This window comes from Moraxella sp. VT-16-12, from assembly GCF_002224245.2.
In the GTDB taxonomy this organism is placed as follows: Bacteria; Pseudomonadota; Gammaproteobacteria; order Pseudomonadales; family Moraxellaceae; genus Moraxella.
The window spans coordinates 104,155-128,903 of record NZ_NKHK02000006.1 but is presented as its reverse complement, the minus strand read 5'-3'; the positions used below and the strand labels follow the sequence as shown (position 1 = coordinate 128,903).

At 44.2% G+C, this 24,749-nt stretch carries 19 protein-coding genes, 1 tRNA gene and 1 pseudogene; 6 read left to right on the top strand and 15 right to left on the bottom strand.

The window, feature by feature from the left end:
- The first annotated feature begins 94 nt into the window (after positions 1-94).
- The 6 genes from CEW93_RS07050 to rpoD all read left to right on the top strand — a co-directional run bounded on the left by CEW93_RS07050 (position 95) and on the right by rpoD (position 7,795).
- Positions 95-2,569 carry an LPS-assembly protein LptD gene (locus tag CEW93_RS07050; RefSeq protein ID WP_089538820.1) on the top strand — a complete coding sequence of 825 codons (2,475 nt, stop codon included), beginning with the start codon at positions 95-97 and terminating at the stop codon, positions 2,567-2,569.
- 83 nt (positions 2,570-2,652) lie between these two features.
- Positions 2,653-3,624 (top strand): peptidylprolyl isomerase, encoded by a 972-nt coding sequence (locus CEW93_RS07045; protein WP_089538819.1) that lies wholly within the window; start codon positions 2,653-2,655, stop codon positions 3,622-3,624.
- Positions 3,625-3,883: 259 nt separating this feature from the next.
- The gene (gene ppk2 / locus CEW93_RS07040) at positions 3,884-4,903 is read left to right on the top strand and encodes a polyphosphate kinase 2 (RefSeq protein ID WP_089538818.1); all 1,020 of its coding nucleotides are present in this window, start codon (positions 3,884-3,886) and stop codon (positions 4,901-4,903) included.
- Between the two features lie 77 nt (positions 4,904-4,980).
- Positions 4,981-5,065 (top strand) — tRNA-Leu (locus CEW93_RS07035).
- Positions 5,066-5,133: 68 nt separating this feature from the next.
- Positions 5,134-5,841 carry a CPBP family intramembrane glutamic endopeptidase gene (locus CEW93_RS07030; RefSeq protein WP_089538817.1) on the top strand — a complete coding sequence of 236 codons (708 nt, stop codon included), beginning with the start codon at positions 5,134-5,136 and terminating at the stop codon, positions 5,839-5,841.
- Positions 5,842-5,941: 100 nt separating this feature from the next.
- The gene (gene rpoD / locus CEW93_RS07025) at positions 5,942-7,795 is read left to right on the top strand and encodes an RNA polymerase sigma factor RpoD (RefSeq protein ID WP_089538816.1); all 1,854 of its coding nucleotides are present in this window, start codon (positions 5,942-5,944) and stop codon (positions 7,793-7,795) included.
- Between the two features lie 53 nt (positions 7,796-7,848).
- Here rpoD and ftsY read toward each other — a convergent pair whose 3' ends face one another.
- From ftsY to CEW93_RS06950, 15 genes and pseudogenes are all read right to left on the bottom strand, one after another.
- Positions 7,849-8,787 (bottom strand): signal recognition particle-docking protein FtsY, encoded by a 939-nt coding sequence (ftsY, locus tag CEW93_RS07020; RefSeq protein ID WP_089538815.1) that lies wholly within the window; start codon positions 8,785-8,787, stop codon positions 7,849-7,851.
- A gap of 84 nt (positions 8,788-8,871) precedes the next feature.
- Entirely contained in the window at positions 8,872-10,353 is a 1,482-nt protein-coding gene (locus CEW93_RS07015; protein WP_089538814.1) for an NADH-quinone oxidoreductase subunit N, read from the bottom strand.
- A 2-nt stretch (positions 10,354-10,355) separates the two neighbouring features.
- Positions 10,356-12,059 carry an NADH-quinone oxidoreductase subunit M gene (gene nuoM / locus CEW93_RS07010; protein WP_089538813.1) on the bottom strand — a complete coding sequence of 568 codons (1,704 nt, stop codon included), beginning with the start codon at positions 12,057-12,059 and terminating at the stop codon, positions 10,356-10,358.
- Positions 12,056-13,906, bottom strand: a complete 1,851-nt coding sequence (nuoL, locus tag CEW93_RS07005; RefSeq protein ID WP_089538812.1) for an NADH-quinone oxidoreductase subunit L — start codon at positions 13,904-13,906, stop codon at positions 12,056-12,058. Before nuoL ends, nuoM begins: the two co-directional genes overlap by 4 nt.
- Before the next feature lie 2 nt (positions 13,907-13,908).
- Complete coding sequence (gene nuoK / locus CEW93_RS07000; protein WP_089538811.1) at positions 13,909-14,262, bottom strand: NADH-quinone oxidoreductase subunit NuoK; 354 nt, start codon at positions 14,260-14,262, stop codon at positions 13,909-13,911.
- A complete protein-coding gene (nuoJ, locus tag CEW93_RS06995) occupies positions 14,262-14,885 on the bottom strand; it encodes an NADH-quinone oxidoreductase subunit J (protein WP_089538810.1) in 624 nt (207 codons plus the stop codon). Before nuoJ ends, nuoK begins: the two co-directional genes overlap by 1 nt.
- On the bottom strand, positions 14,882-15,430 hold the full coding sequence (nuoI, locus tag CEW93_RS06990; RefSeq protein ID WP_089538809.1) for an NADH-quinone oxidoreductase subunit NuoI: 549 nt from the start codon (positions 15,428-15,430) through the stop codon (positions 14,882-14,884). The genes nuoJ and nuoI overlap by 4 nt, the downstream gene beginning before the upstream one ends.
- Before the next feature lie 9 nt (positions 15,431-15,439).
- Positions 15,440-16,468, bottom strand: coding sequence for an NADH-quinone oxidoreductase subunit NuoH (nuoH, locus tag CEW93_RS06985; protein ID WP_089538808.1), 1,029 nt, complete (start codon positions 16,466-16,468; stop codon positions 15,440-15,442).
- Positions 16,469-19,570, bottom strand: a complete 3,102-nt coding sequence (gene nuoG, locus CEW93_RS06980) for an NADH-quinone oxidoreductase subunit NuoG (RefSeq protein WP_089538807.1) — start codon at positions 19,568-19,570, stop codon at positions 16,469-16,471. It lies immediately after the preceding gene.
- 1 nt (position 19,571) lies between these two features.
- Positions 19,572-20,966, bottom strand: coding sequence for an NADH-quinone oxidoreductase subunit NuoF (gene nuoF, locus CEW93_RS06975; RefSeq protein WP_089538846.1), 1,395 nt, complete (start codon positions 20,964-20,966; stop codon positions 19,572-19,574).
- A gap of 20 nt (positions 20,967-20,986) precedes the next feature.
- On the bottom strand, positions 20,987-21,496 hold the full coding sequence (gene nuoE, locus CEW93_RS06970) for an NADH-quinone oxidoreductase subunit NuoE (protein ID WP_089538806.1): 510 nt from the start codon (positions 21,494-21,496) through the stop codon (positions 20,987-20,989).
- 201 nt (positions 21,497-21,697) lie between these two features.
- A complete protein-coding gene (locus tag CEW93_RS06965) occupies positions 21,698-22,099 on the bottom strand; it encodes a GFA family protein (RefSeq protein ID WP_089538805.1) in 402 nt (133 codons plus the stop codon).
- Between the two features lie 81 nt (positions 22,100-22,180).
- Positions 22,181-22,939, bottom strand: a complete 759-nt coding sequence (locus CEW93_RS06960) for a hypothetical protein (RefSeq protein WP_089538804.1) — start codon at positions 22,937-22,939, stop codon at positions 22,181-22,183.
- A 31-nt stretch (positions 22,940-22,970) separates the two neighbouring features.
- Positions 22,971-24,104 (bottom strand): annotated as a pseudogene (locus tag CEW93_RS06955) (PilT/PilU family type 4a pilus ATPase); the annotation flags it as partial.
- Between the two features lie 9 nt (positions 24,105-24,113).
- Entirely contained in the window at positions 24,114-24,746 is a 633-nt protein-coding gene (locus CEW93_RS06950; protein ID WP_089538803.1) for a LysE family translocator, read from the bottom strand.
- Between the last annotated feature and the right edge of the window lie 3 nt (positions 24,747-24,749).

Here is a 24,749-nt window from a genome sequence, read left to right as displayed (position 1 = left end):
AATTATACAATAATTTCAATCATGATGGTTGTTTTTTCACAAAAAGACGATGATTTTTGTTTTTTGATTAAAAAATTTTTAAAAATGGTGTAAAATGAGACGTTTTTGTTTTAATGACTTTGCCATGACACACGCTATTTTCCAACCCACCAAACCACTCACCCTAGGCATTCGCTTGGCGTTTTTTGGCATGGGACTGCTACCTATTGTAAGTTTTGGGGCGGACAGCCAAAGCCTTCGCCAGCTTGCCGAGCATTACCACACCAAACCCAGCACAGATGCTCGTTGTCATGGCGAGTGGGTCAGCCCAAAAAGCACCACACTCACCCAAAGTTTGGGGGATAATGGCATAGCAAACAGTTTTTATGCCCAAGCTGATTATGGTTATTATGACAATCAAGACTACGCTGAGCTGTCAGGCAATGTCATCATAGAACAAAACGGACAACAAGTCAGTGCTGACAAAGTGGTCTACCACCCCAGCACAGGTCAGGCACTTGCCGAAGGTAATGTGCTATTTAACAACCCCAGTGATGATAAAACGGGTGCAGGCATCATCGGTGTTGCTCAAAAAATGTACTACGGCGACAATCAAACCGCTCATGCCGAAGATGTTGCTTTTGCCAGCACCACCATCAAAGCTCATGGACACGCCCAACAGTTGCAACAATTAAGCGACAGTCATTATCAGATGAACGATGTCATGTTTAGCACCTGTCCGCCAAATGAACGCAAATGGCACATAGATGCCGACAGCATTGACCTAAATACTGACACAGGTCGTGGCATTGCCAAAAACAGCACCCTAAAAATTGGTAACACGCCCATTTTTTACCTGCCTTATTTTAACTTTCCGATAGACGATAGACGTTCTAGTGGGTTTTTGCTTCCCAATGCTGGGATTGGCTCTAATGGTTTGGAAATTCACACGCCCTACTACATGAACCTTGCCCCCCATTATGACTTGACACTCACACCCACCATTTTTAGTAGTAAAAATCCCATGCTCACAGGTGAGTTTCGTTACCTAACCAAAAACTATGGCACAGGCACATTGACAGGCTCATACCTGCCAAGCGACCGCAAATATGGCAATGAAGACCGTAAACGTGTCTCCTATCGCCACCTATGGTCATCACAAAAAATCCCCCGTTTAAAAGGCTATGCCAATTATCATTATGTATCAGATAAGGACTATTTAAGTGATTTTGACACGCTTGGTTTAGAAAACAACCCCCTAAACCTACCTAGAAACCTTGGTTTTCACTATTATAATGATTATCTGACGGCAGATTTTCGGGCAGAAACTTTCCAAACCCTAGATGGCACAAACAATGATGGCACACCCATCACCGATAAAGACAAACCTTACTCACGCCTGCCGCAGCTTGCCGTGTCTTATACATTACCAAAACTTAGCCGTTTTTATGACAGTACCCGTCTTGATAATCTGCACATACAAGGCACGCACCACTCTGCTTATTTTAAAAAATCCATCAAAGATGGTTCAGATACTGAAAAGAGCGGTGTGCGTATGTACAATCAAATCTCTGCCAGCTATCCTTTGGAAAAATCATGGGGCTATATCACCCCAAAACTCTCCTTAAACCATCTGTATGCATCCTATGATGAAGACAGCCTATCTGCACGGGGATTGACCGAGAGCGAAGGCACGTATTCTGTCTTTGCCCCCAGTGTGGGCATAGATGCAGGGTTATTTTTTGAAAAACAAGGCTCGCCATTTGGGTTATATGATGACAGTTTAGGTGGCTATCAGCTCATCATGCCACGTTTAAAATACACCTACACCCCCCACAAAGACCAAACAAAAATCCCCAACTTTGACACCGCCATCTCAGCGGTCAGTTATGAGCAGCTTTTATCAGACAGTTGGTTTTTGGGCTATGACCGCATACAGGATTTGCATGCCATCACGCCTGCCATCGGCTATCGTTATGTAGATAAAAATGGTCTGACTCGATTTGATGGTGGTTTGGCAGAACAAATTTTGCTCCAAGACACCAAAGTTGGTATTGATAATAGCCAAGTTTTTACTGGCAAAAGCACAGGCATGGCATGGAAATTATCCGCTCAACCCCAAGAACGGCTGTGGGTAGATACCGCAGGGGCGTTTACATCTGATTATGATTTAAACTCAGTTATCGCCCAAATTCGCTATCAGCCCAATGAACACAGTTTGTTTAATGTGGGCGTGATTGAAAGAAAAGAGCATAAAGCAACAGGACAACTGCCCCTATCTGCCTATACCGCATCTGCCATCTTTCCCATCAATAATCGCTGGCGATTGCTTTCACAAGCCCAATATGACCATAAAAATAGCCGTTTATTAGATGCATTGGTTGGGGTAAACTACGAAGATTGCTGTTATGGGGTGTCAATATATGCTCGCCGTTATCGTAACGACCTAGACCCCACCAACACACACAACGCCATCATGGCAGAAATTCGCTTAAATGGCATCAGCACTAAGGGTAAACTCAATAGCCTGATGAGTGATAAAGTGTTGGGTTATGACCACGCTCATAACGCATGGCAACACGCTTATTAAATTTTCACGCAAAGCAACTTGGCAATTTGACCCAACAAACATAGCATGCTACACTTATGGCATTTACATTTTAGGAAAAATTTATGAAATACACACACTTAGCCTTAATACTTGCCATACTCATCGGCACATCTGCTCATGCCATCGGTGTCAATGACAGCAAAGATGGTGTATTAGCTCAGGTCAATGATGAGATTATTTTAAAAAGCGAGTTTCTTAGCGCCGCTCAAACCCTAGCCAAACAATACCAAGCTCGCAACATCAGTATCAGCAACGAACAACTCCAAGCCCAAACCTTAGATGAACTGATTGCTCGTAAACTACAACTGGGCATCATCAATCGTTCAGGATTTCGCCCTGATGAAACCCTGATTAACCGCCAATTACAACAAATTGCCCAGTCTTCTGGCTTTAACAACCTAAAAGATTTTCAGCAACACCTAGACACCCAAAAAGCAGGGAGCTATGTTGCTTTACGCAAACAAATCATAGAGGATGCTTCCTTGGTGGCGTTATGGCAAGCACAAGTTGCCCCCCGCATTAAAATCAGCGACCAAGAAATAGACGCATTTTTAGCATCGCCTGAGGGAGCAAGCCTGCCAAATCAGCCTGCACTGGTCTCTGAGTGGCAAACCAGCCACATTTTGGCCAAGATAGATGACAGCCATTCGCCAGCGATGGCAGAACAAAAAATCAATGCCCTATATGCCGAACTTCAACAAGGGGCAAATTTTAAAAATCTTGCCACCACTTATTCAGACGATGTTGGTTCAGCCACTCAAAATGGCAGTTTGGGTTGGGTGAGTGAAGGTCAAATGGTCAAAGAGTTTGAAGATGTCATGAAAAACACCCAAGCAGGTGATTTTTCTACACCCTTTCGCTCACAATTTGGTTGGCATATCCTAAAAATAGATGACGTTCGCCAAAAAGACATGAGCGAAGAACGTCGGCGTTTGGCTGCCAAAGAGATTTTATTTAATCGCCAAGCTCCCCAAGCCGAAGAAGACTGGTTGCAAGAGTTGCGTGCAGGTGCTTATATCAATTTAAGTCAGTAATTGCCACTTGTCATAAAAAGACTGCCGTTTGGTGGTCTTTTTTAACTTATCAATGATAAATCACCAAACAAGCCATCTGTGATAAATCAGCACAAATCAAGCCCAATAGCCACTTTAACAACCCAAAATCCCCCTATAATCATTACCGCTTGTAAGGCTTTTATGATTGATGAGTTACCTAAAATGTGTTAATATGAAAGTATGAAATAAAATTGTAATACTTCATTATATCTTTGTAATTGTAAACTTGGAGATTTTTATGGCAACCACCCCAAAAAAAAGCGAAACCAATCGCCAAAATGCTGTCATGCCCACAACCATGAGTCAGCTTGAAGACTTGTTAAACCATGCCACACCAAATGACTTGGCAGAGATGGGTTTATTACTCAGTAAATATCTGCCTGTCAGCCAAGTCATCTCCCAAGTTAAAAGCGATAATTCCAAAGATACCGAACTGTCTGCAACATGGCGTGATGGTGGCTATCCTTACAAAAACCGCCTAAGCCGTAAAAACTATGAAGCCCAAAAGTACAAACTACAAATTGAACTGCTTAAACTACAACACCACGTCAAAGCCACAGGGCAAAAAATCGTTATTTTATTTGAAGGACGAGACGCTGCTGGTAAAGGTGGCACAATCAAACGCTTTATGGAACATCTTAACCCCCGTGGTGCAAGAGTTGTCGCCCTAGAAAAACCCACCGAGCAAGAACGTGGACAATGGTATTTTCAGCGTTATGTCGCTCATTTGCCCACCGCAGGTGAGATTGTGCTGTTTGACCGCTCTTGGTACAACCGTGCCGTTGTAGAAAAAGTGATGGGCTTTTGCACCGAAGAAGAGTACAAAACCTTTATGCGTCATGTGCCACAATTTGAAAAAATGCTGGTAGAATCTGGCACTCATCTTATCAAATTTTGGTTCTCCGTTACTCGTGATGAACAAAAAGCTCGCTTTGCCAGTCGTGAAAACGACCCACTAAAACAATGGAAGCTCTCTCCTGTGGACAAAGCATCGCTTGACAAATGGGACGATTACACCCTTGCCAAAGAAGCCATGTTCTTTAACACTGACAGTGCCGAAGCACCTTGGATAGTCATCAAATCTGACTGTAAAAAACGTGCCAGATTAAATGCCATGCGTTATGTTCTAAACAAACTTAGCTATGAAGGCAAGGACGAACGCCAAATCGGCAACATTGACCCGCTTATCGTTGGACGAGCAGGCACTCTGTACGAAAAAGACGAAAGAGCAGACTTGCTTGTAGCTCCCAAAAAATAAACCACTTGTCGCCAAATTCACATAAATTTAAAAAGTACTTGACAGTAAAAAATTTTATATTATAATGGCGACATCTTGGGGACGTGGCGAAATTGGTAGACGCACTGGATTTAGGTTCCAGCGGGGCGACCCGTGAGAGTTCGAGTCTCTCCGTCCCCACCATCTTAAAAACCTGACTGGCAACAGTTGGGTTTTTTGTTTTTATCATTCACTTATCTTAATGGTTGTTTATGACTTCTTTGCGTGTTTCGGTCATGTGGCGTTTTGGCGTGTGCGTGTTCATCGTCTTATCCTTGCTTGTCATGAATCTGGTTGGTGTCTATCTATTTGCCACACCACAAATGCCCAATGCTGACATACAAACTCGGCTCGTGCTTGGTAGTCAAGATTGCATCATCACCGCCCTATCCATCATGTTTACTGCCGGCGTACTGTCATTGATGTGTTGGGGAATCATTTATCAAAAAACCCGCTCTATCGCACAAACCAAAGATTTTTTTAATTTAGGAAAATTTAACATCAAAGATTTGGGGCGATACGTAGGAATCATGATAATCATTGTAGCCATTAGTGAGCTATTGACGATTTATTTTGACAGCACTCCCATGACTTTTTTAGATGACATCATGACTGCTGCGTCCTTTTGGTGGCTCATCATCGCCATTGTGGTGATTGCTCCAATTTATGAAGAAGTGGTCTTTCGTGGGCTGATTTTTGGGATTATCCATCAAGATGGCACGCCCACCAAATCCATCATCAGCAGCAGTCTGTTATTTGCAGTGGTTCATTTGCAATACGATGTGATTGGCATGATGTCAATTTTTATGTTGGGCGTGTTATTTTGCCATGCTCGGCTAAAACACGGGCTAGGCTTGGCGATGTTGCTACATTTTTTAAACAACGCTGTTGCCATGGTCAGCTATTTTTTGCTAAGCTGACTTCTTTGTATCAGCAAACAATCACTTGAAAGACACGCCCCTAGACCCCATTTTAAAACTTATGCTATAATCCACCTTTCATCATCAAAAGTGAGAACTCATGAGCGAACACGCCACTTCCCTACCTGCTTTGATTGAGCTTGGCAAAGAACAAGGCTATTTAACTTATGCCGAAATCAACGACCAAATGCCTGATTCGGTTACTGACAGCGACCAAGTAGAGGACATCATACAGACACTCACGGACGTAGGCATTCCCATTTATGAAACCGCCCCTGACGAAGATGACATACTGCTAACCACCGCCAACAATGACGATGATGACATTGTTGCTGATGAGGCAGCCGCCAGCCTTGCCAGTGTAGAAGCAGAGCCGGGACGCACCACCGACCCTGTGCGTATGTATATGCGTGAGATGGGTACAGTGGACTTGCTAACTCGTGATGGTGAGATTGAGATTGCCAAACGTGTAGAACAAGGCATGAAAGAAGTTCAGTATATCATGGCATACTGGCCTGGCACAATTAAATTTGTCCTAAATGAATATGAACAAACTCTCACTGATGAGAAAAAAATCTCTGATGTGGTTACAGGTTTTCTGCCCCTGCACGATGACCACATAGAACTCAAAGACGATGCTGAGATTGACTTAGAAAAACCCAAACCCAGCTTATCCGACGATGACTTGGAAGATGATGAAACTGACGAGCTGGCAGACAGCGACGATTCTGATGATAGCGGTCTTGACCCCGAAGAGGTGAAAGCTCGTTTTGCCGAAATTAGTGATTTGTTTGAAAAATCAAAAATTGCTCTTGCTACTTATGGTCAAGGCAGCACCGAGGCCAAAAACGCCTATGACGAGCTTGCAACACGTTTTATGCGCATCAAACTTAACAATCGCCTGTCCGACCAAATCATGGCAAGAATGCGTGAAGTGTATGACGATGTTCGCCAAAACGAGCGTCAAATCATGCGATTGGTGGTTAAGCGTGGCAAAATGCCCCTTGATGAATTCAAAAAAACCTTTCCAAGCAATGAAACAAACACCGAATGGCTGTCTCATCGCATAGATGGCAAACCCGCTTTTGCTGAGACATTACAAAAAGTCATGCCAGAGGTGGTCGCCCTACAACAAAAAATCCTTGTTCATGAACAAAACCTACAAATGAACATCAAGGACATGAAAGCGGTTGCTCGTCAAATGGCGATTGGTGAGGCCAAAGCTCGCCGTGCCAAAAAAGACATGGTGGAAGCCAATTTGCGTTTGGTAATCAGTATTGCCAAAAAATACACCAATCGTGGTTTGCAGTTTCTTGACTTGATTCAAGAAGGCAACATCGGTTTGATGAAGGCGGTAGATAAATTTGAATACCGCCGTGGCTATAAGTTCTCTACGTATGCTACTTGGTGGATTCGCCAAGCCATTACTCGCTCTATTGCCGATCAAGCTCGCACCATTCGCATTCCTGTACACATGATTGAAACAATTAACAAAATCAACCGTGTCAGTCGTCAGCTTCTTCAAGAAATGGGACGCGAACCCAGTCCAGAAGAGTTGGCAGAACGCTTGGGTGAAAATGTCTCCAAAGTGCGTAAAGTTCTAAAAATTGCCAAAGAGCCCATTTCCATGGAAACGCCCATTGGTGATGATGAAGACAGCCATTTGGGGGATTTTATTGAAGACAGCACCATATCTAGCCCTGTGGACAGTGCTACTGCCGAGGGCTTGCGTGAGGCAACTCGTGAAGTGTTAGACAATCTAACCGAACGAGAAGCCAAAGTGCTCAAAATGCGTTTTGGTATTGACATGGCAAGCGACCACACACTAGAAGAAGTCGGCAAACAGTTTGATGTTACTCGTGAACGCATTCGCCAAATAGAAGCCAAAGCCTTGCGTAAACTACGCCACCCCTCTCGCTCAGAGCATTTGCGGTCATTTTTAGAAAATGACTAAACCCATAAACAACAAGGTGTATCATAAGATACACCTTTTAAATGTTTGAATGTTTATTTATCTTCGGTAATGAGTGCATCCACAAACTCTTTGGGGTCAAAGGCTTGCAAATCATCAATACCCTCACCCACGCCGATATAGCGAATGGGAATGTTGGTTGTTTGAGCAACATTAAACACCACGCCACCTTTTGCTGTGCCATCTAATTTGGTAATCGTAATGCCTGTCAAAGGCGTGGCTTCACTAAAAATATTGACCTGACTGATGGCATTTTGTCCTGTGCCTGCATCTAGCACAATCATACACTCATGTGGTGCGGTTGGGTCGGCTTTTTTCATAACACGCACGACTTTTTCAAGTTCATTCATCAGATAGGTTTTGTTTTGTAGTCGCCCTGCGGTGTCTGCTATCAGCACATCTATGCCACGAGCTTTGGCAGATTGCATGGCATCAAAAATAACAGATGCACTGTCCGAACCTTGCCCTTGTGCCACAACAGGTATTTTGTTACGCTCACCCCAGATTTGCAACTGCTCGGTAGCTGCCGCACGAAAGGTGTCCCCCGCCGCCAGCATGACTGATTTACCTTGGGCTTGCAAACGCTTGGCAAGTTTGCCAATGGTGGTTGTTTTACCCACGCCATTGACACCCACCATTAAAATCACAAAGGGTTTTTTGGTTGTATCAATTTGCAAAGGCTCAACTTTTGGCTCTAAAATCTCCACCAACTCCTTTTTTAGGGCTTTATACAAAGAATGTGAGTAAATCAAATCACCCCTTGCGGTCTGCTCAGTCAGGCTATTAATAATCCGCTTGGTCGCTTCCACACCAATATCTGCCACAAGCAACTGGTCTTCTACTTCTTCTAACAGTTCATCATCAATCTCTTTGCCACCCACCAAAACATTCATCAGACCTTCTGATAGATTTTTGCTGGATTTGGACAACCCTGCTTTCATGCGGGCAAACCAACCACCACTGCTGTCGCTCATAATCACTCACTTTATCTTGAATTTGGCTAATGATAACATATTTTTAAACAAAAACACAAAAAGCCTTGTCATCGCTTGCATTCATTAGCTGACTCTTGCCATGGTAGCCATGTTAAACAATATGTCAGGCAACACACCAAACACCAACACAATGGCAGTGATAAGCAGCACCATCACACCACCTGCTTTTATGCCCCATTGTTGATGAGCATCAAATTCAAGGCTGACTTTGGGTTTTTGATAGAGTGCCACCAAAACTTTTAAATAATAATACAACCCAATGGCACTACCTAAAATAATCATGCCTGCCGCCCAAAATCTCATGCCTTGCACGGACGTAAAAATCACGATAAATTTGGTCATAAAACCTGCGGTCAAAGGAATGCCTGCCATAGACAGCAGCATGATGGTTAATACCGCAGTTAAAACAGGTCTTCGCCAAAATAGCCCTTGATAAAAACGCAAATCGTCCGCTTCGCCTGTAACGGATGTATGACCACGCTCTTTATAAGGACTTGACATCAACGTAATTACCCCAAATGCGCCAATTGAAGTTAGGGCATATATTGCCATATACATACTCACAATGCTGCCACTATCCTTGCCAACGCTCAGCAAAGCCACCAACGCATAACCCATATGAGCAACAGACGAGTAGGCGAATAGGCGTTTTAGATTATCTTGACCCATGGCAAGCACATTACCCATCAGTACCGACAAAGCAATGATGACCATCAATATCAGTTCCATCGCTGGCAATGCTGGCAATGCACTTTGCACCAAAAAACGAATGGCAAGAGCCATCATTGCCACTTTACTCACACTTGCCAAAAAAGCCGAGATTGGAGCAGGAGACCCTGCATAAACATCGGCCACCCAAGAATGAAATGGTGCAGCTGACAGTTTAAATGCCACCGCCACCATCATCATCACAGCACCTACCACCATCAATGGCGATAATGATTCACGCCCAAACACCGCATTAGAAATGCCGTTAAAATCCAATGCTCCTGTATCGGCAAAAATAAACGCCATACCCATCAATAGTGTGGCGGACGCTGTGGCAGAAAGTATCAGGTATTTTAGCCCTGATTCTAAGGAGCGAGAACGCAAAAACGTATAAGCCAGCATGCCATACATCGGCACAGACAACAGCTCCAATGCCATAAAAAACGATGCCAAATGCTGAGCTGACACCATAAGCATCGCCCCAAGCGTGCTAATGAGCATGAGCAAATACAGCTCATCTTTATTGTCTTTTAATGTGCCAAAATAGCCATAAGCCAACGTACAACACGCCAATGATGAAATGAGTATCACGCCCATATTAAAATAAGCAAAATTATCCATCACAAACAACGGATGGTTGATTGGGGCGGTTTGCCAAAACCCAAACGCCTGTAATAGCAGCACAATCAGAGCAATGTTTAAACCCACCACACTCAAAGTCGCTGACCAAAAATGTGAGCGTTTTAAAGCAATGGCAAGCATGACCACCAACGCCGTTAGCCCAACCACCATCATAGGAGCAAAAGATGACAGTAAATTTACATCAAAACCGTGCATGATTATTCTCCCGATGTTGTAGATGGTGTGTGTTCGTGTTCATGACCGTGATGGTCATGTGCGTGCGATTGGACGTGTTGATACTCCGCCATATAATCTGCCATATTGCCATCAATCAAACGAATGCCGTGCTTGGTCTCACCTGCTTGAACGTGGTGCGTGTAGGCACTGGCAATCCAGCTCATTGCATTTTCTGACTTATTTAGCACAGGTTGTGGGTACAAGCCAAGCCAAAGCAATCCTATCGCAAGCACACTTAGCAGTGATAATTCTCGTTTTCCCAAATCTCTTAAACGCCCACCATTGACCTTTGCCAGTTGTGGGGCGGTATTTTGACCAAAAAGTGCTTGATAAATCAAAATCAAAGCATATAAGCCGCCCAAAACAAGGCTGACTGTCGCAAGCACCACAATCACAGGATACTGCTTGAATGACCCAAGCAAAATCAATATCTCGCCAATAAAATTACCTGTACCTGGTATGCCAAGCAACGCCGCACAAAAGAACATCAGCAATGGGGCAAAATACCTAAATTGACCCCACATACCCCCCATCACCGTCAAATCACGTGTGTGCAAACGCTCATACAACTGCCCTGCCATGATAAAGAGTGCCGCACTAGATAAGCCATGAGCCAACATTTGCACCATCAATCCTTGCAATGAGACAAGATTAGCTGCATAAATGGCAAGCAGCACAAAACCCATGTGCGAAATGCTGGTATAGGCAAGCAGTCGCTTGATGTCAGTTTGAGCAAAGGCAACAAATGCCCCATAAAAAATCCCAATCGCCCCCAAAACAATCGCCACAGGAGCAAAATCAGCAGACGCTGTCGGAAATAAAGGCAATACAAATCTGAGCAAGCCAAATGCCGCCGTCTTAATCAAAATCCCTGCCAAATCCACCGAGCCTGCGGTTGGGGCTTGGGCATGGGCATCAGGTAGCCAGCCGTGCAAAGGAAATACGGGCAATTTGACCGCAAAACCAATAAAAAAGCACAGCATGATGACATATTCCCATTTGCCAAGATTCAAACCAAGCAAATCATGATAAGCAAAGGACAACACCCCAGTTTGACTAAAATGAATAATCACCAACATCAAAATGCCAATGAGCATAATCAGCCCTGATGCTTGGGTATAAATAAAAAATTTGGTGGCGGCATATTCTTTGGTTTTGCCCCCTGTGGCATTATGCCCCCAAAGTGCAATCAAAAAATAAATTGGCAATAACATCAGTTCCCAAAAGAAAAAGAACAAAAACAAGTCAATCGCCAAAAATACACCAATCACCCCACCGAGCGACCACAAAAGATTTAGGTGAAAAAATCCCACACGGCGAGTAATCTCACCCCATGAACAGCCAACCGCCATGACTCCCAAAAATGCCGTCAAAGCAATCATCAGTAGTGATAAACCATCCATCGCCAAATGAAAATTTATCCCCAAAGATGAAATCCACGGCACGCTAAACTGAGCCGCCCAAGGCAATGCTGATTTATCCGCCATGCCTTCTGTTGCCATCAGCTGATTAAAATCACCTTGGTGCCACAGCATTAAACTTATGCCAAAGGTCAATAACATGGCAAATAACGCAATCCATCGTGGCAATTTGTCGTTTGCCTTTTCAATCAGCCAACACAAAAACCCTGCCATAAAAGGAATGGCAATCAATGTTGGCAACAGCCAATTTTGTTCCATTGTCATTTTATCACCATCATTACTGCCAAGACCAACACAAATGCCAAACCCGCCCCAAAGCTGATGGCGTGTGAGCCAAGTTTTCCTGTTTGAGTTTTGACCAAGAGTTTACTGCCCAAAGAAGCGCACCAAGGCAAAATGCCCCAAAGCTTATCCACAGGGTCATTTTTTAAGAATTTGCATATTGCTAAAAATGGCTTAACAAACACCCAATCATACAACGCATCAAAACCTAAACCATGATAACACCAATACACGCACGCACCACCAAAGGTAGAGTTTATCCATCGGTTGAGTAATTTGCCCTGATTTAACACATATAAAAAGTACGCGGTTGCCAAACCAAATAGTGTCATGCCCACCGCAATGATTTCAGCGGTGTGCTTGCCTTCGGTAAGTGTGCTGCCCACGCTATCAGGCAACACGCCTGCCAATGGGGGGTGGATAAGTGCCCCTACTCCTGTGGATAGCACCAAAAGTACCGTCAAGGGCAAAGCATAGCTGATACCAGTAAGTTTATCAGCATGGGTTTTTTGTTGTCCAAAAAACACCAACCAAATCAAACGGAAGGTATAAAAAGCGGTTAAAAACGCCCCACATACCCCTGCCCAAAACAGCATCATATGCCCTGTGGCAAAAGTCTCCCAAATGATGGCTTCTTTGGAATAAAAACCCACCGTAACAAAAGGCAAGGCAACCAATGCGCCACCGCCAACCACAAACGACCAAAACACCAAAGGGATTTTTTGACGTAAGCCACCCATTTTAAAGATGTTTTGCTCATGGTGTGTTGAGATAATCACCGCCCCTGATGCCAAAAACAGTAAGGCTTTAAAAAAGGCGTGGGTCATCAAGTGAAAAATTGCCACTTGCCATGCCCCCACCCCAAGAGCGATAAACATCATGCCAAGCTGACTCATGGTAGAGTACGCCAAGATACGCTTGATATCCGTTTGTGCCATCGCACAAAACGATGCCACTAGCATAGATAACGCTCCAACACCGCCAACCCAATAAAGAAGCATTTCAGGGGTCAAGACAAACAAAGGGTGCATACGAGCAATCAAATACACCCCTGCCGTTACCATCGTGGCAGCGTGAATCAGTGCCGATACTGGGGTTGGACCCGCCATCGCATCAGCAAGCCATGTATGCAATGGGATTTGTGCTGATTTACCAAACGCCCCACCGATAAGCATTGCCACAATTAACATCAGTGTTGGGTCATTCATGACAAACGTGGCATTTGCTTTATCATTGATGACAGCCATGTCAAGTGTGCCAAACACCACAAACAGCAAAAATAGCCCAATCGCCAAAAACACATCGCCCACACGTGTTACCGTAAATGCTTTGATGGCAGCTCGCCCATTGGCACGATTAGTATAATAAAAACCAATCAGCAAATAAGAGCAAATCCCCACACCTTCCCAGCCCAAATACATAAGCAGTAAGTTATCCGCCAGCACAAGGATGAGCATACTTGCCACAAACAGGTTTAGATAACTAAAAAAACGAGCAAAGCCTGTTTCGCCTTTCATGTACCAACTGGCAAACAGATGAATTAAAAAGCCCACCCCTGTAATCACGCCCAACATGGTCGCCGAAAGACCATCAAGATACAGCCCAAAATTTGGGGCAAAATCACCCACCGACAGCCATGTCCATAACTGCACAGACACTGCCTTTTGAGCATTTGCCAAAAAGCTAAAAATTTGAGCAAAAGCAAATAATGCCGACAATCCCATTGACCCCACGCCAATGATACTCGCCAGCTTTTCAGATAAGCGGTCTCGCCCTATCGCCAATATCAAAAACCCAATCAAAGGGAACAAAATGGTGAGTGCAAGCATGATTACCCCTTTAATTTACTGGCATGATTGACATCAAGGCTCTTGTAACGGTGATAAAATTGAAGCAGTATCGCCAGCCCAATCGCCGCTTCTGCTGCCGCCAAGGTCAATATAAAAATAAACATAATCTGTCCGTCTGGCTTGCCCCATACATTACCCCCAACCACAAAGGCAAGGGCAGCAGCATTCATCATAATTTCTAGGCTCATCAGCATAAACAAAACGTTACGGCGTGCCATGACCCCAGCCAGCCCAATAACAAACAAAATCCCTGCCAATATCAATCCATGATAAACAGGAATGCCAAGACTGGCAAGCTCAGTTGTTTGTGTGGCAAAAGTCTGTAATTGACTCATCACTTATCTCCCTGATGATTTTGCTGGCTAAATACAGGGGTGTCAGGCTGACGATTGGGCGTGTCATGGTCGTTTTGATAATGACTGATGTTCTCATCATCTAGGGCTTTTTTGCCCAAATGATAAGCTGCCACGAGCGCCCCCAACAACAAAAATGCCGCCACTTCTACCAGTAGCACATATTTAGTAAACAGACTGACGCCCACTTCTTTGATGCCAATGGTGCTATCTTGCAGCATGACAGTATCGTTTTGTGTCAAAAAACCCACCAAAACCGCTGTGATGATTAAAGTTAAACATACTGGCATTGCCCACGCACTGGCTGTCAGCCATGACTTTTCTTCATCAGTGTCTGTGCCTAGATTTAACATCATAATCACAAACACAAACAGCACCAAAATCGCCCCTGCATAAACAATCATCTCTAACACGCCTGCAAAGGGAGCTCCAATGATAAAGAAAATCCCTGCCACAGCAAGCAGCGAGACTATCATGGATAAAATGGCATGTACAGGATTGGCGTGTGTAACCACTCTTAGGCTTGACCATATCGTCACAAAGCCCAAGGCATAAAAACCCACCACATCGCCGTTTGCCAAAATCCCACTTAGCACATCAATCATGGCAGCAAACTCCGTACATTAATCGGCTCGGCTTCTTTTTGGTGCGAGCCTTTATCTTTACCTTGGGTTGCCATGCCCGTTACTCGATAATAGTTATAATCAGGGTATTTACCCGTGCCACTAATCAGCAAATGCTCTTTTTCATAAACTAAATTTTGGCGGTTGTATTCACCAATCTCAAAATCAGGGGTGAGCTGAATGGCGGTGGTCGGACAGGCTTCTTCGCACATACCACAAAACACACAGCGACTAAAATTAATGCGGAAAAACTCAGGATACCAACGCCCATCTTCACGCTCTGCCTTTTGTAAGCTGATACAGCCCACAGGACACGCCACTGCACATAGGTTGCACGCCACACAGCGTTCATCCCCATCAGGGTCTCTTGTCAATACAATCCGCCCACGAAACCGTGGCGGTACAGGCACAGGCTGTTCTGGGTATAAAATCGTATCTCTTTTGCGTGTGGCATGGCTATTGACCATCCACATGGAGCGGGCGATGGTAAAAATGCCCATTGCGGTGTTTTTTAATGTTGCAAACATAATCTCTCCTTATTGCACCGCCAAAATTATCGTTGCTGTGGCAAGCAGATTGACCAGTGTTACTGGCAAACACACTTTCCAACCAAAATTCATCACTTGGTCATAACGTGGACGCATGAGCGAGCCACGAGCCAGCACAAACATGGTCATAAAAAACAAAGTCTTAATCAAAAACCAAAACACAGGTGGCACAAAGGGAATGTCTAAGTTAAAAGGAGCCAGCCAGCCACCAAAAAACAAACACGTCATCAGGGCTGAAATCACCACCACATTGACATACTCACCAATGAAAAACATACCAAACTTCATGCCAGAGTATTCCACATGATAACCTTCGGCAAGCTCTTGCTCGGCCTCGGGTTGGTCAAAGGGGTGTCTGTGCGTCACTGCCACGCCTGCCACCACAAAGCACAAAAAGCCAAAAAACTGCGGTACGACATTCCAAACGGTGCTTTGGGCTTCTACGATTTCACGCAAATTAAATGAACCTGCCATCGCCACCACGCCCATCAAGGATAAACCCAAAAACACCTCATAGCTGATGGTTTGGGCAGCACTACGCAAACCGCCCAGCAAGCTAAATTTATTGGCAGATGCCCAACCACCAAACATCACCGCATACACCGCCAAGCCTGCCATGGCAAAAAAGAACAAAATGCCAATATCCCAATCTGCCGCCCCAAGTGTCGGAGACAGTGGAATGATGGCAAAACTTGCCAAAGCGGTAAACATCGCTATCGCAGGAGCAAGTGTAAACAAGCGTTTATCGGCAAAATTGGGTGTCCAATCCTCTTTAAAAAAGATTTTGAGCATATCAGCAACCAGTTGCAAGCTGCCTTGCCAGCCCACACGATTGGGCCCATAGCGGTCTTGCCATAAGGCCAGCATTCGCCGTTCATAGACAATCATGAGTGCCGCTGTAATGACCAGCCCCAAAAATATCACCAAGGTCTGCACCGTCATAAAAATGACAGCCCACCACTCAAACGACAAACCGCTCAAAAAGGACGGCACATCAGGAATGACAAGAATACTCATTTACACCCCCACTTCTTGATGGCTAGATTGACCAAGTGGCATATTATTAAACCCTGTTGTTGGACTAAAAATCGTCCGTCTTTGTGTAACTGCCAGCTTTTTAAGGCTTTTTTGATACGCTGGTACGAATACAGGCGTGTCATCATCTGCTTTTTTGACAGTTGTTGGCACATTGACATCAAAGAGCACTTGTCCCACTGGATAACCAATACAGCCATCTGCCAGATAATCCACCACCTGCACAGGCAAAGTAACGCTCATGTCATGTTGGCTTAGGGTGAGTTTATCACCATTTTTAATCAGCCATTTTTTTGCGTCATCTGTGCTGATTTTCCATACCGCAGGTTTGATTTGACTTGCCACCACCGGGCTGCGACTTATCAAGGCATTTGAACTAAAAAGGTTGTATATCGGCACCAGCACCGCTCGTCCATCAGCAATACTGCTAGACAGACTAGCATTAATCATCAGTTTTTCAAATACATGATCATTTTTTGGCAAATGGTCAAACAAGCGAATGCCAACATCGCCACCTTTTAGCTTGCCACCCACTTTGTCTTGCAGTTTATTCCATGCTTGTGGTGAGTTCCAGCCTGCACTCCATGCAAAAGGAATTAAACTGGCGTGAGTTTTGTCTCCGACATAGCCTTCCATAGAAAAGGTCAAACCACTGTCCAAATCCTTAGGTTGCATGGGCTCATGGATAGAAATCGGTGAACGTAGCACCGTACGCCCTGAATATCGGCGTGGCTCACGAGCAACCTTTAATCCTGTGATACGATACTCTGATTGCGGTGCAACATCACGCACCAATGCCAATTCAGGACAATCAGCCACCAACACATCAAGCACATCATCTAGATGACACCATGTTGGTTTGGCAGTATTTGTACTAAGAGCATTATCAAGAGCGTGTAGCCAACGCCAAGCATCTTTAATGTCGCTGTTTGGCTCATAATATTTTTTGTCATAAGCAGCAAAAAACCGCCCCGCTCGCCCGTCGGCTGATACCAATGTGCCATCACTTTCGGCAAATGAGCCTACTGACAGCACAAAATCCGCCTTATCATGCCAATCATAACGTTGATGGTCTAGCACAATCAATGTTTTGCCAGTGATTTGCTCAAATTGACTTGGCGTTAGATTGGACAAATCATGCTCCAATACCACCACCGCATCAAAATCTTTGGTCAATATCTCTTCTACTGACCGCCCACCAAGCAAATTTAGTCCCACACTATTGGCACTTGGCATGGCAAGATACACCCCTGTTTTATCAGCATATTGGGTGTTGATTTTAAGCAGGCGCAAGCTGAGTTCTTTTTCAAAATCGGCAGGGTTTCGCTCAGTGTGATGATTGCCATCTGTTTTGGCGGATTTGTCAATATCTAAAAATTGACGTTTAACTTCATCACGAATTTTGGCGTTTTGTACTTCTATATACTCACGCTCTACATGGGCGATTTGTTGGCGTTTGGCAGTTAAAGTTTGGGCAATATAACCTGTGGCTTGCAAAATGGCTTTTGATGACAAACTTGTGCCACTAAGAATCAGTGGGCGCTCCGCCATTATCAAATCATAAGCGATATGATAAGCAAGGGCAATCATACTTGTTTCATCATCAACCACAAGCTTAGTTTCTTTGGCAAAAAACGCTAAGGCATCTTCATTAATCTTGCTTAATTTATCAGCAAAATTTTTGATGATGTCGCCCACCATAAAACCAAGCCGTGCAATGTCATTGGGCGTGGCAACCACAGAAACCTTGGCAATGTCATCAAGTTTGCTATTGGTAACGCCAGCCACATAGATAGGGCTGTATGCTTCTTGTCCGATACGCTTGACAGGCTCAGCCAGCCAATGCTCTGTCCGCAAAGCCGTTGCCATTTGGCGAGCTTTGTTTTTGGCTGCTTGACGCACCGATAACGCCACACGGCTGGCGGTTTGGGTCAAATCTTCACCCAAAATAAACACCGCATCTGCCGTCTCAATCTGAGCCAGCGAAACATTTTGCACATCTGTATGACGCAATATCTGCACGCCAAGCCCCACCAAATCTTGCTCTATGGCTCGCTCGCCTGTGCTGTAATTATCTGCACCCACCAGTTTTTTGAGAGCAAAGTTACTTTCTAAACTTGCATTGGCTGAGCCAATGCCGATGACTTTTTTACCTTTTAAAAGGTTTGCCACACCATCTAAGGCAAAATCGGCAGAGATGGGGCTAAATGTACCATTGATATTTTGCAAAGGCTCAACAGGTCTGTCGCTACGATTGACATAGCCGTAACCAAACCGCCCTTTGTCACACAAAAAATAGCCATTCACATCATGATTGTAGCGGTTTTCAATGCGTCTAAGCTCACCATAACGCTCGCCTGCCGAGATGTTACAGCCTGTGGAACAGCCATGGCAAATGCTTGGGGCATATTGCATGTCCCATTTACGGTTGTAGCGGTCAGAGTGGGTTTTGTCAGTAAACACACCTGTGGGGCACACTTCGGTTAAGTTACCACTAAATTCGCTGTCAAACTGCCCTTCTGTATCACGCCCAAAATACACGCGATTGTTTGACGCATACACACCAAAGTCCGTGCCACCTGCATAGTCTTTATAAAAGCGTACACAGCGATAGCAAGCGATACAGCGGTTCATCTCATGGTTGATAAACACGCCCAAATCTTGATTGTGGTGCGTGCGTTTGGTGAAGCGATAACGTCTTTGGCGATGTCCTGACATATAAGTCATGTCTTGTAGATGACAATGACCGCCTTCTTCACAAGTAGGGCAATCGTGGGGGTGGTTGGTCATCAAATATTCCACGATACGCTTACGAAACGCCTTGGCTTCATCATCGTCCACAGAAATGTACATATCATTGGTCGGAGCAACCATACAGCTCATCACCAACCGTCCACGCCCTGCCTTGTAGTCGTCTTCGCTCATGTACTGTTTGACCGCACATTGACGGCACGAACCCACCGAGCCAAGTGCAGGGTGATAACAAAAATATGGAATGTCAATCCCAAGCGACAAACAGGCTTGTAATAGATTATCGCTGCCGTCCACTTCTACGCTTTTACCATCTATATGAATGACCGCCATGTTATTCCCCTAGTTTGTCATTGTTAATTTTGGCTTCAAATTCATGACGAAAATATTTTAAGGCACTCATCAGTGGCTCCATCGCACCGGGGGCATGAGCACAAAAGGTTTTGCCAATCCACAAATCACCAGTCAGCTCAGACAGCTTGTCAATATCGCCATCTTGTCCCTGTCCGCTGTCTATGGCATCTAAGATTTTCATCCCCCACGGCAAGCCATCACGGCACGGCGTACACCAGCCACAGCTCTCACGCTGAAAAAACTTTTGTAGATTTTTTGACAAACTCACCATGTCTTGGGTCTCGTCCACCACCATCATCAGACATGTCCCTAGACGAGAGCCTGCTTTTGTGATTGGGTCAAAATCCATGACAGTGTCCAAATGCTCATCGCTGGCGGTCAAAAAGTCAGTACTTGCTCCCCCTGGTAGCCACGCCTTTAAGGTCAGTCCGTCTTGCATGCCACCTGCCAGCTCAATCAGCTCTCTGGCGGTATAACCAAACGGCACTTCCCACAGCCCTGCATCTTTGACACGCCCTGACACACCCATGATTTTGGTACCCGGTGTCTGGCTTTTGCCTTTTTTCTTGGGCAAATCCAAATACCAATCCACGCCATTTAATAAGATGGCTGGCATATTATTGAGCGTTTCTACATTATTGACCACCGTGGGGCGACCCCAAGCTCCTGACACCTGTGGGAAAGGCGGTTTGGTGCGTGGGTTGGCTCGCCTGCCTTCCAAACAGTTAATCAGTGCTGTCTCTTCACCGCAAATATATCGCCCTGCCCCTGTGTGTACATGAAGCTCAAAATTAAAATCCGTGCCTAAAATATTATCGCCAAGCAGTCCATTTGCCAAGCATTCATCAATGGCATTTTGTAGCCTTTGAGCTGCCAAAATATACTCGCCACGAATAAAAATATAACCCACACTTGCCCCAATGGCATAGGCAGAGATGAGCATGCCTTCAATGAGCTGAAACGGTATCCGCTCCATCAAAAGACGGTCTTTAAAGGTGCCAGGTTCCATCTCATCGGCATTACAGATAAGATACCGCACGCCACCATCAGGGGGCGTCATAAATGTCCATTTTAGTCCCGCGTTAAAACCTGCCCCACCACGTCCACGCACGTTGGCAGCTTTTATCATCTCGCCGACTTCTTTGGGAGTTTTGGCTAAGGCGTTTTTTAAACCGTCAAAGCCTTTTAATGCCTGATAATCTGCCAAAGTCAAGAGCGCATCATGATGATACAGCCGCCATGTCAAAGGGTGTGTTAGACTTGTAGGTGCTTCGCCATCTGCCAAACCCACACCATAAATGGGAATGCGTTGGCGGTTAAGCTGACTTGGGGCAAGTCCATTTTTGCGTGCTTGTATCTGCTCTGCCACGCTCATCATGTTTGTTTGTTTGGCTGTCATAGATATTGCTCCAATAACAATGACACATCAGCAGGCGTTACCGACCCATAAGTATCTTCATCAATCAAAACACTCGTTCCTTTGTCGCAGTTACCCAAACAGCAAATAGGCAACAGCGTAAATCTGCCATCAGGGGTGGTTTGTCCATAATCAATGCCAAGCTGACGTTTAAATTCGCTCTCTATCGCTTCAAACCCTGTCAAATAACAAGCAATGCTATCGCACAACAAAATCACATGGCGACCTACTGGCATACGATAAATGCGATTAAAAAAGGTTGCCACACCTTCCACATCAGCTGCTGGGATAGACAGCATATTGGCGATGGCATTAAGCTGGGCGTCATCTATCCAGCCGTTGCGTCTTTGTACCAGTTTTAGGGCATCCAATACTGCCGCACGTGGCTGGGGATAATGGTGGATATATTCTTTGATGCCAACAATCTCATCGGCAGTCAAAATGCTGTCAATATCCACTTTGGGCGTTTTGTCGGTTACTATTTTCATAAAGTTACCATGATTTTGCTAGCTTTCGCTCGCTTTATTTAAAATTAGCTAAAATAATGCTATCTTTGCTAGGATTATTTTAACAAACTATCACTCACTTTGGCGGTTTTATCAAACCATCTAAAACATCACATATCATGCTCAGCACTTAATTACATATCACACATGACAATTTTGTGCCAAGCATTGACTGTGCCAAATTTATTTACAACCATCTGTCAGCATGGTGATAAACTCACTTTCAGTCAGCTTAGACGTATCATTGGCAAGCTCATAGTAGCACGCCTTTTTATCAATAAAAATTTGTGATGCCAATTTAAAATCCATATCATCAAACAAGCCCGCTGACACATAATAGTTATCTGTACCAAGCTGGTGAAAATACAAATGTGTCCCACAAACTTTACAAAAGTTACGTGTGCCCCACGCCACCATCTGATAGCTTGTCATATTGTCTTTACCCTTGATGTCAATGCCTTGGGTGGCAAAGGTAAATCCTGCCGAACCGCCCCATTTGCGACAGTTGCCACAGTGGCAAGCGTGCAGTTCATGATTATCCATCGTCTCAATAATAACGGCTTGACATAGACATTGACCTTTCATCTATACTTCCTTTTAATCACATAAAATGACGAAAATTTTGTTTTTAATGCTCATCCCAAAAACTTTAGCCTCATCATAAGCTTAAAGATAACCATAAGTAAATAATACAATTTGGCTTACTGGCTCATACAATAATATAATCCAATCCGCCCCATGACAGCCATAGCGATAGGCAGGCACACCAGCAATAAAATAAAACGCCTTGTCATTGTATGCAATCACTGGCTCATCATCTTGCCACTGACAAACAAATGCTGCTGGCAACTCGCAATCAGACAGCCAATCTTTCACATTTTCAGACAGCTTGCCACCCATGCTATCAAGCCAATTTTGTGCGACTGCACCATCACCATCATTAGGATAAACACCAAGTAATTTACCTGTTTGATAAAAACGCTTTTGGCGAAACTGATAATACTCTATGCTCTCTTCAACATATGTTTGAACATCATCAAAATCTTTGTCATCAATGCTGTTATCAAAAACATCTGTTGGTTGAGTGTTTAAACCTCTGGCAAAATACCGCTCATCAGCCAAAAATTCATACTTGTTATCACAGGTCAGCCTAAACGAAAGCCAATTTGCACTGACAAATTTATTGTGGTGTTTTTTGGTGCATTCGCCAATATAACCTTCATAGGGTTCAAATGGGTTTAGCATATGCACCACTTGCCCACGCCACCCATCATTTAGCATACCCAAATCAATACTAACTAGTGGCAAAAAATGCTTTATTAACCAAGATTGACGCTCTACAAATATCTCATCAATGTTTGGAAATGGTGTTAAATATTCGTTTAACTCATTGATATTTTTATACAAAGGCAAAACAGCATTCATCTTGCCACCGCTTTTATGATTTTTCTTCACCACGCTTAGATTTTAGTTTAATCTGCAATCTAAGTTCATTGGCACTATCAGCATTTCTGATGGCTTCATCATAACTAATCGCCCCTTCTTCATACAAATCAAACAAGGCTTGGTCAAAGGTTTGCATGCCCACTTCACGGCTTTTGGTCATCACCGCTTTTAGCTCGTGCATCTCGCCTTTTAAAATCAAATCTGACACCAAACGAGTGTTTAACATCACTTCCACCGCTGCCCGCCGACCCTTACCATCTTGGGTGCGGATAAGGCGTTGGCTGATGATGGCTTTCATATTGGCAGACAAATCCATCAAAAGCTGGTTGCGGCGTTCTTCGGGGAAAAAGTTAATAATTCGGTCTAATGTCTGGTTAGCGTTGTTGGCGTGTAGCGTTCCCAAACACAAATGCCCCGTCTCAGCAAAGGCAATGGCATGCTCCATCGTCTCAGTATCTCGTATCTCACCAATCAAAATCACATCAGGGGCTTGGCGTAAGGTGTTTTTTAGGGCATTATGCCAAGAGTGTGTGTCCACGCCCACTTCACGATGAGTAATCATGGATTTTTTATGCTTATGGACATACTCCACAGGGTCTTCTACGGTGATGATATGCCCTGCACTGTGCTCATTACGATAATCAATCATCGCCGCCAAAGAAGTTGACTTGCCTGAGCCTGTACCGCCCACTACCAGCACTAAGCCACGTTTTTCCATGATGACATCACGCAGTTTTGGGGGCAGTTTGAGTTTATCAAAATTGGGAATCTCAGCAGCAATGGTACGAATCACCATGCCGACTTGTTGCTGCTGAACAAACACATTGACTCGAAAACGGCTGACATTTGGCACGTTGATGGCAAAATTGCACTCCAAATCTTGCTCAAACTCTTCACGCTGTCTGTCATTCATCAAACTATATGCAAACAGTTTGGTTTTATCGGCACTTAATGTCTGTTTGGACAAAGGTTTCATCAAGCCTTGATGTTTGACGCTTGGTGGAAAATCCGCCGAAATAAACAAATCCGAAGCCCCCACTTCCACCACTTTGGTGAGCATACTAAACATGATGTTGCGTGCTTCGTGTAGCGTCTCTTCGGCAAAGGCGATTAAGGATTCTTCGGCAATGTGATGTGTGGTCATAGTGTTTTCTTAAAATAATATACTGATGGTTTGATAAAGTCCAATTAAAGCGATTATCGCTAGCATGATACCTGACAATCTTCCCACCCACGCAATAAATGACTGGTGTTTTATCTTGGCAAACATCATACTATATAAGGATAAAATGCCATAATCTAATGCCACCCATGTTAACGTCAATACCATCATGGCGATGTTGATGTTTTTATCAACGTTAAAAAACAATGGAAAGAATGCCACAAAAAATAGCACATCTTTGGGGTTGCTAATGCCAACTAAAAAACCTTGTGTAACATAATTCATCAAAGGTTGATTAGATTTATCTGACACATCTAGTGATAAGGGCTTGGCATTAAAACTATCTTTGATGATTTGTGTGGCAAAATACAATAAATATAACGACCCAAATAGCGTTAAATAAGTCAATAAATATTCACTAACTTGAAATACGCCATACAACACCAAAAATGATGCGCCAATCAACATCAACGAAGCGATGTTTGTTCCTATAATGGTGGCAAATCCTGCCAAAAATCCTTGCTTTACACTATTATTTACCACCATGACAGTTACAGGGCCGGGAGTGGATAAAAACAACACCACCGAACCGACAAATGCTGACAAGACAGCCACATCAATCATGAT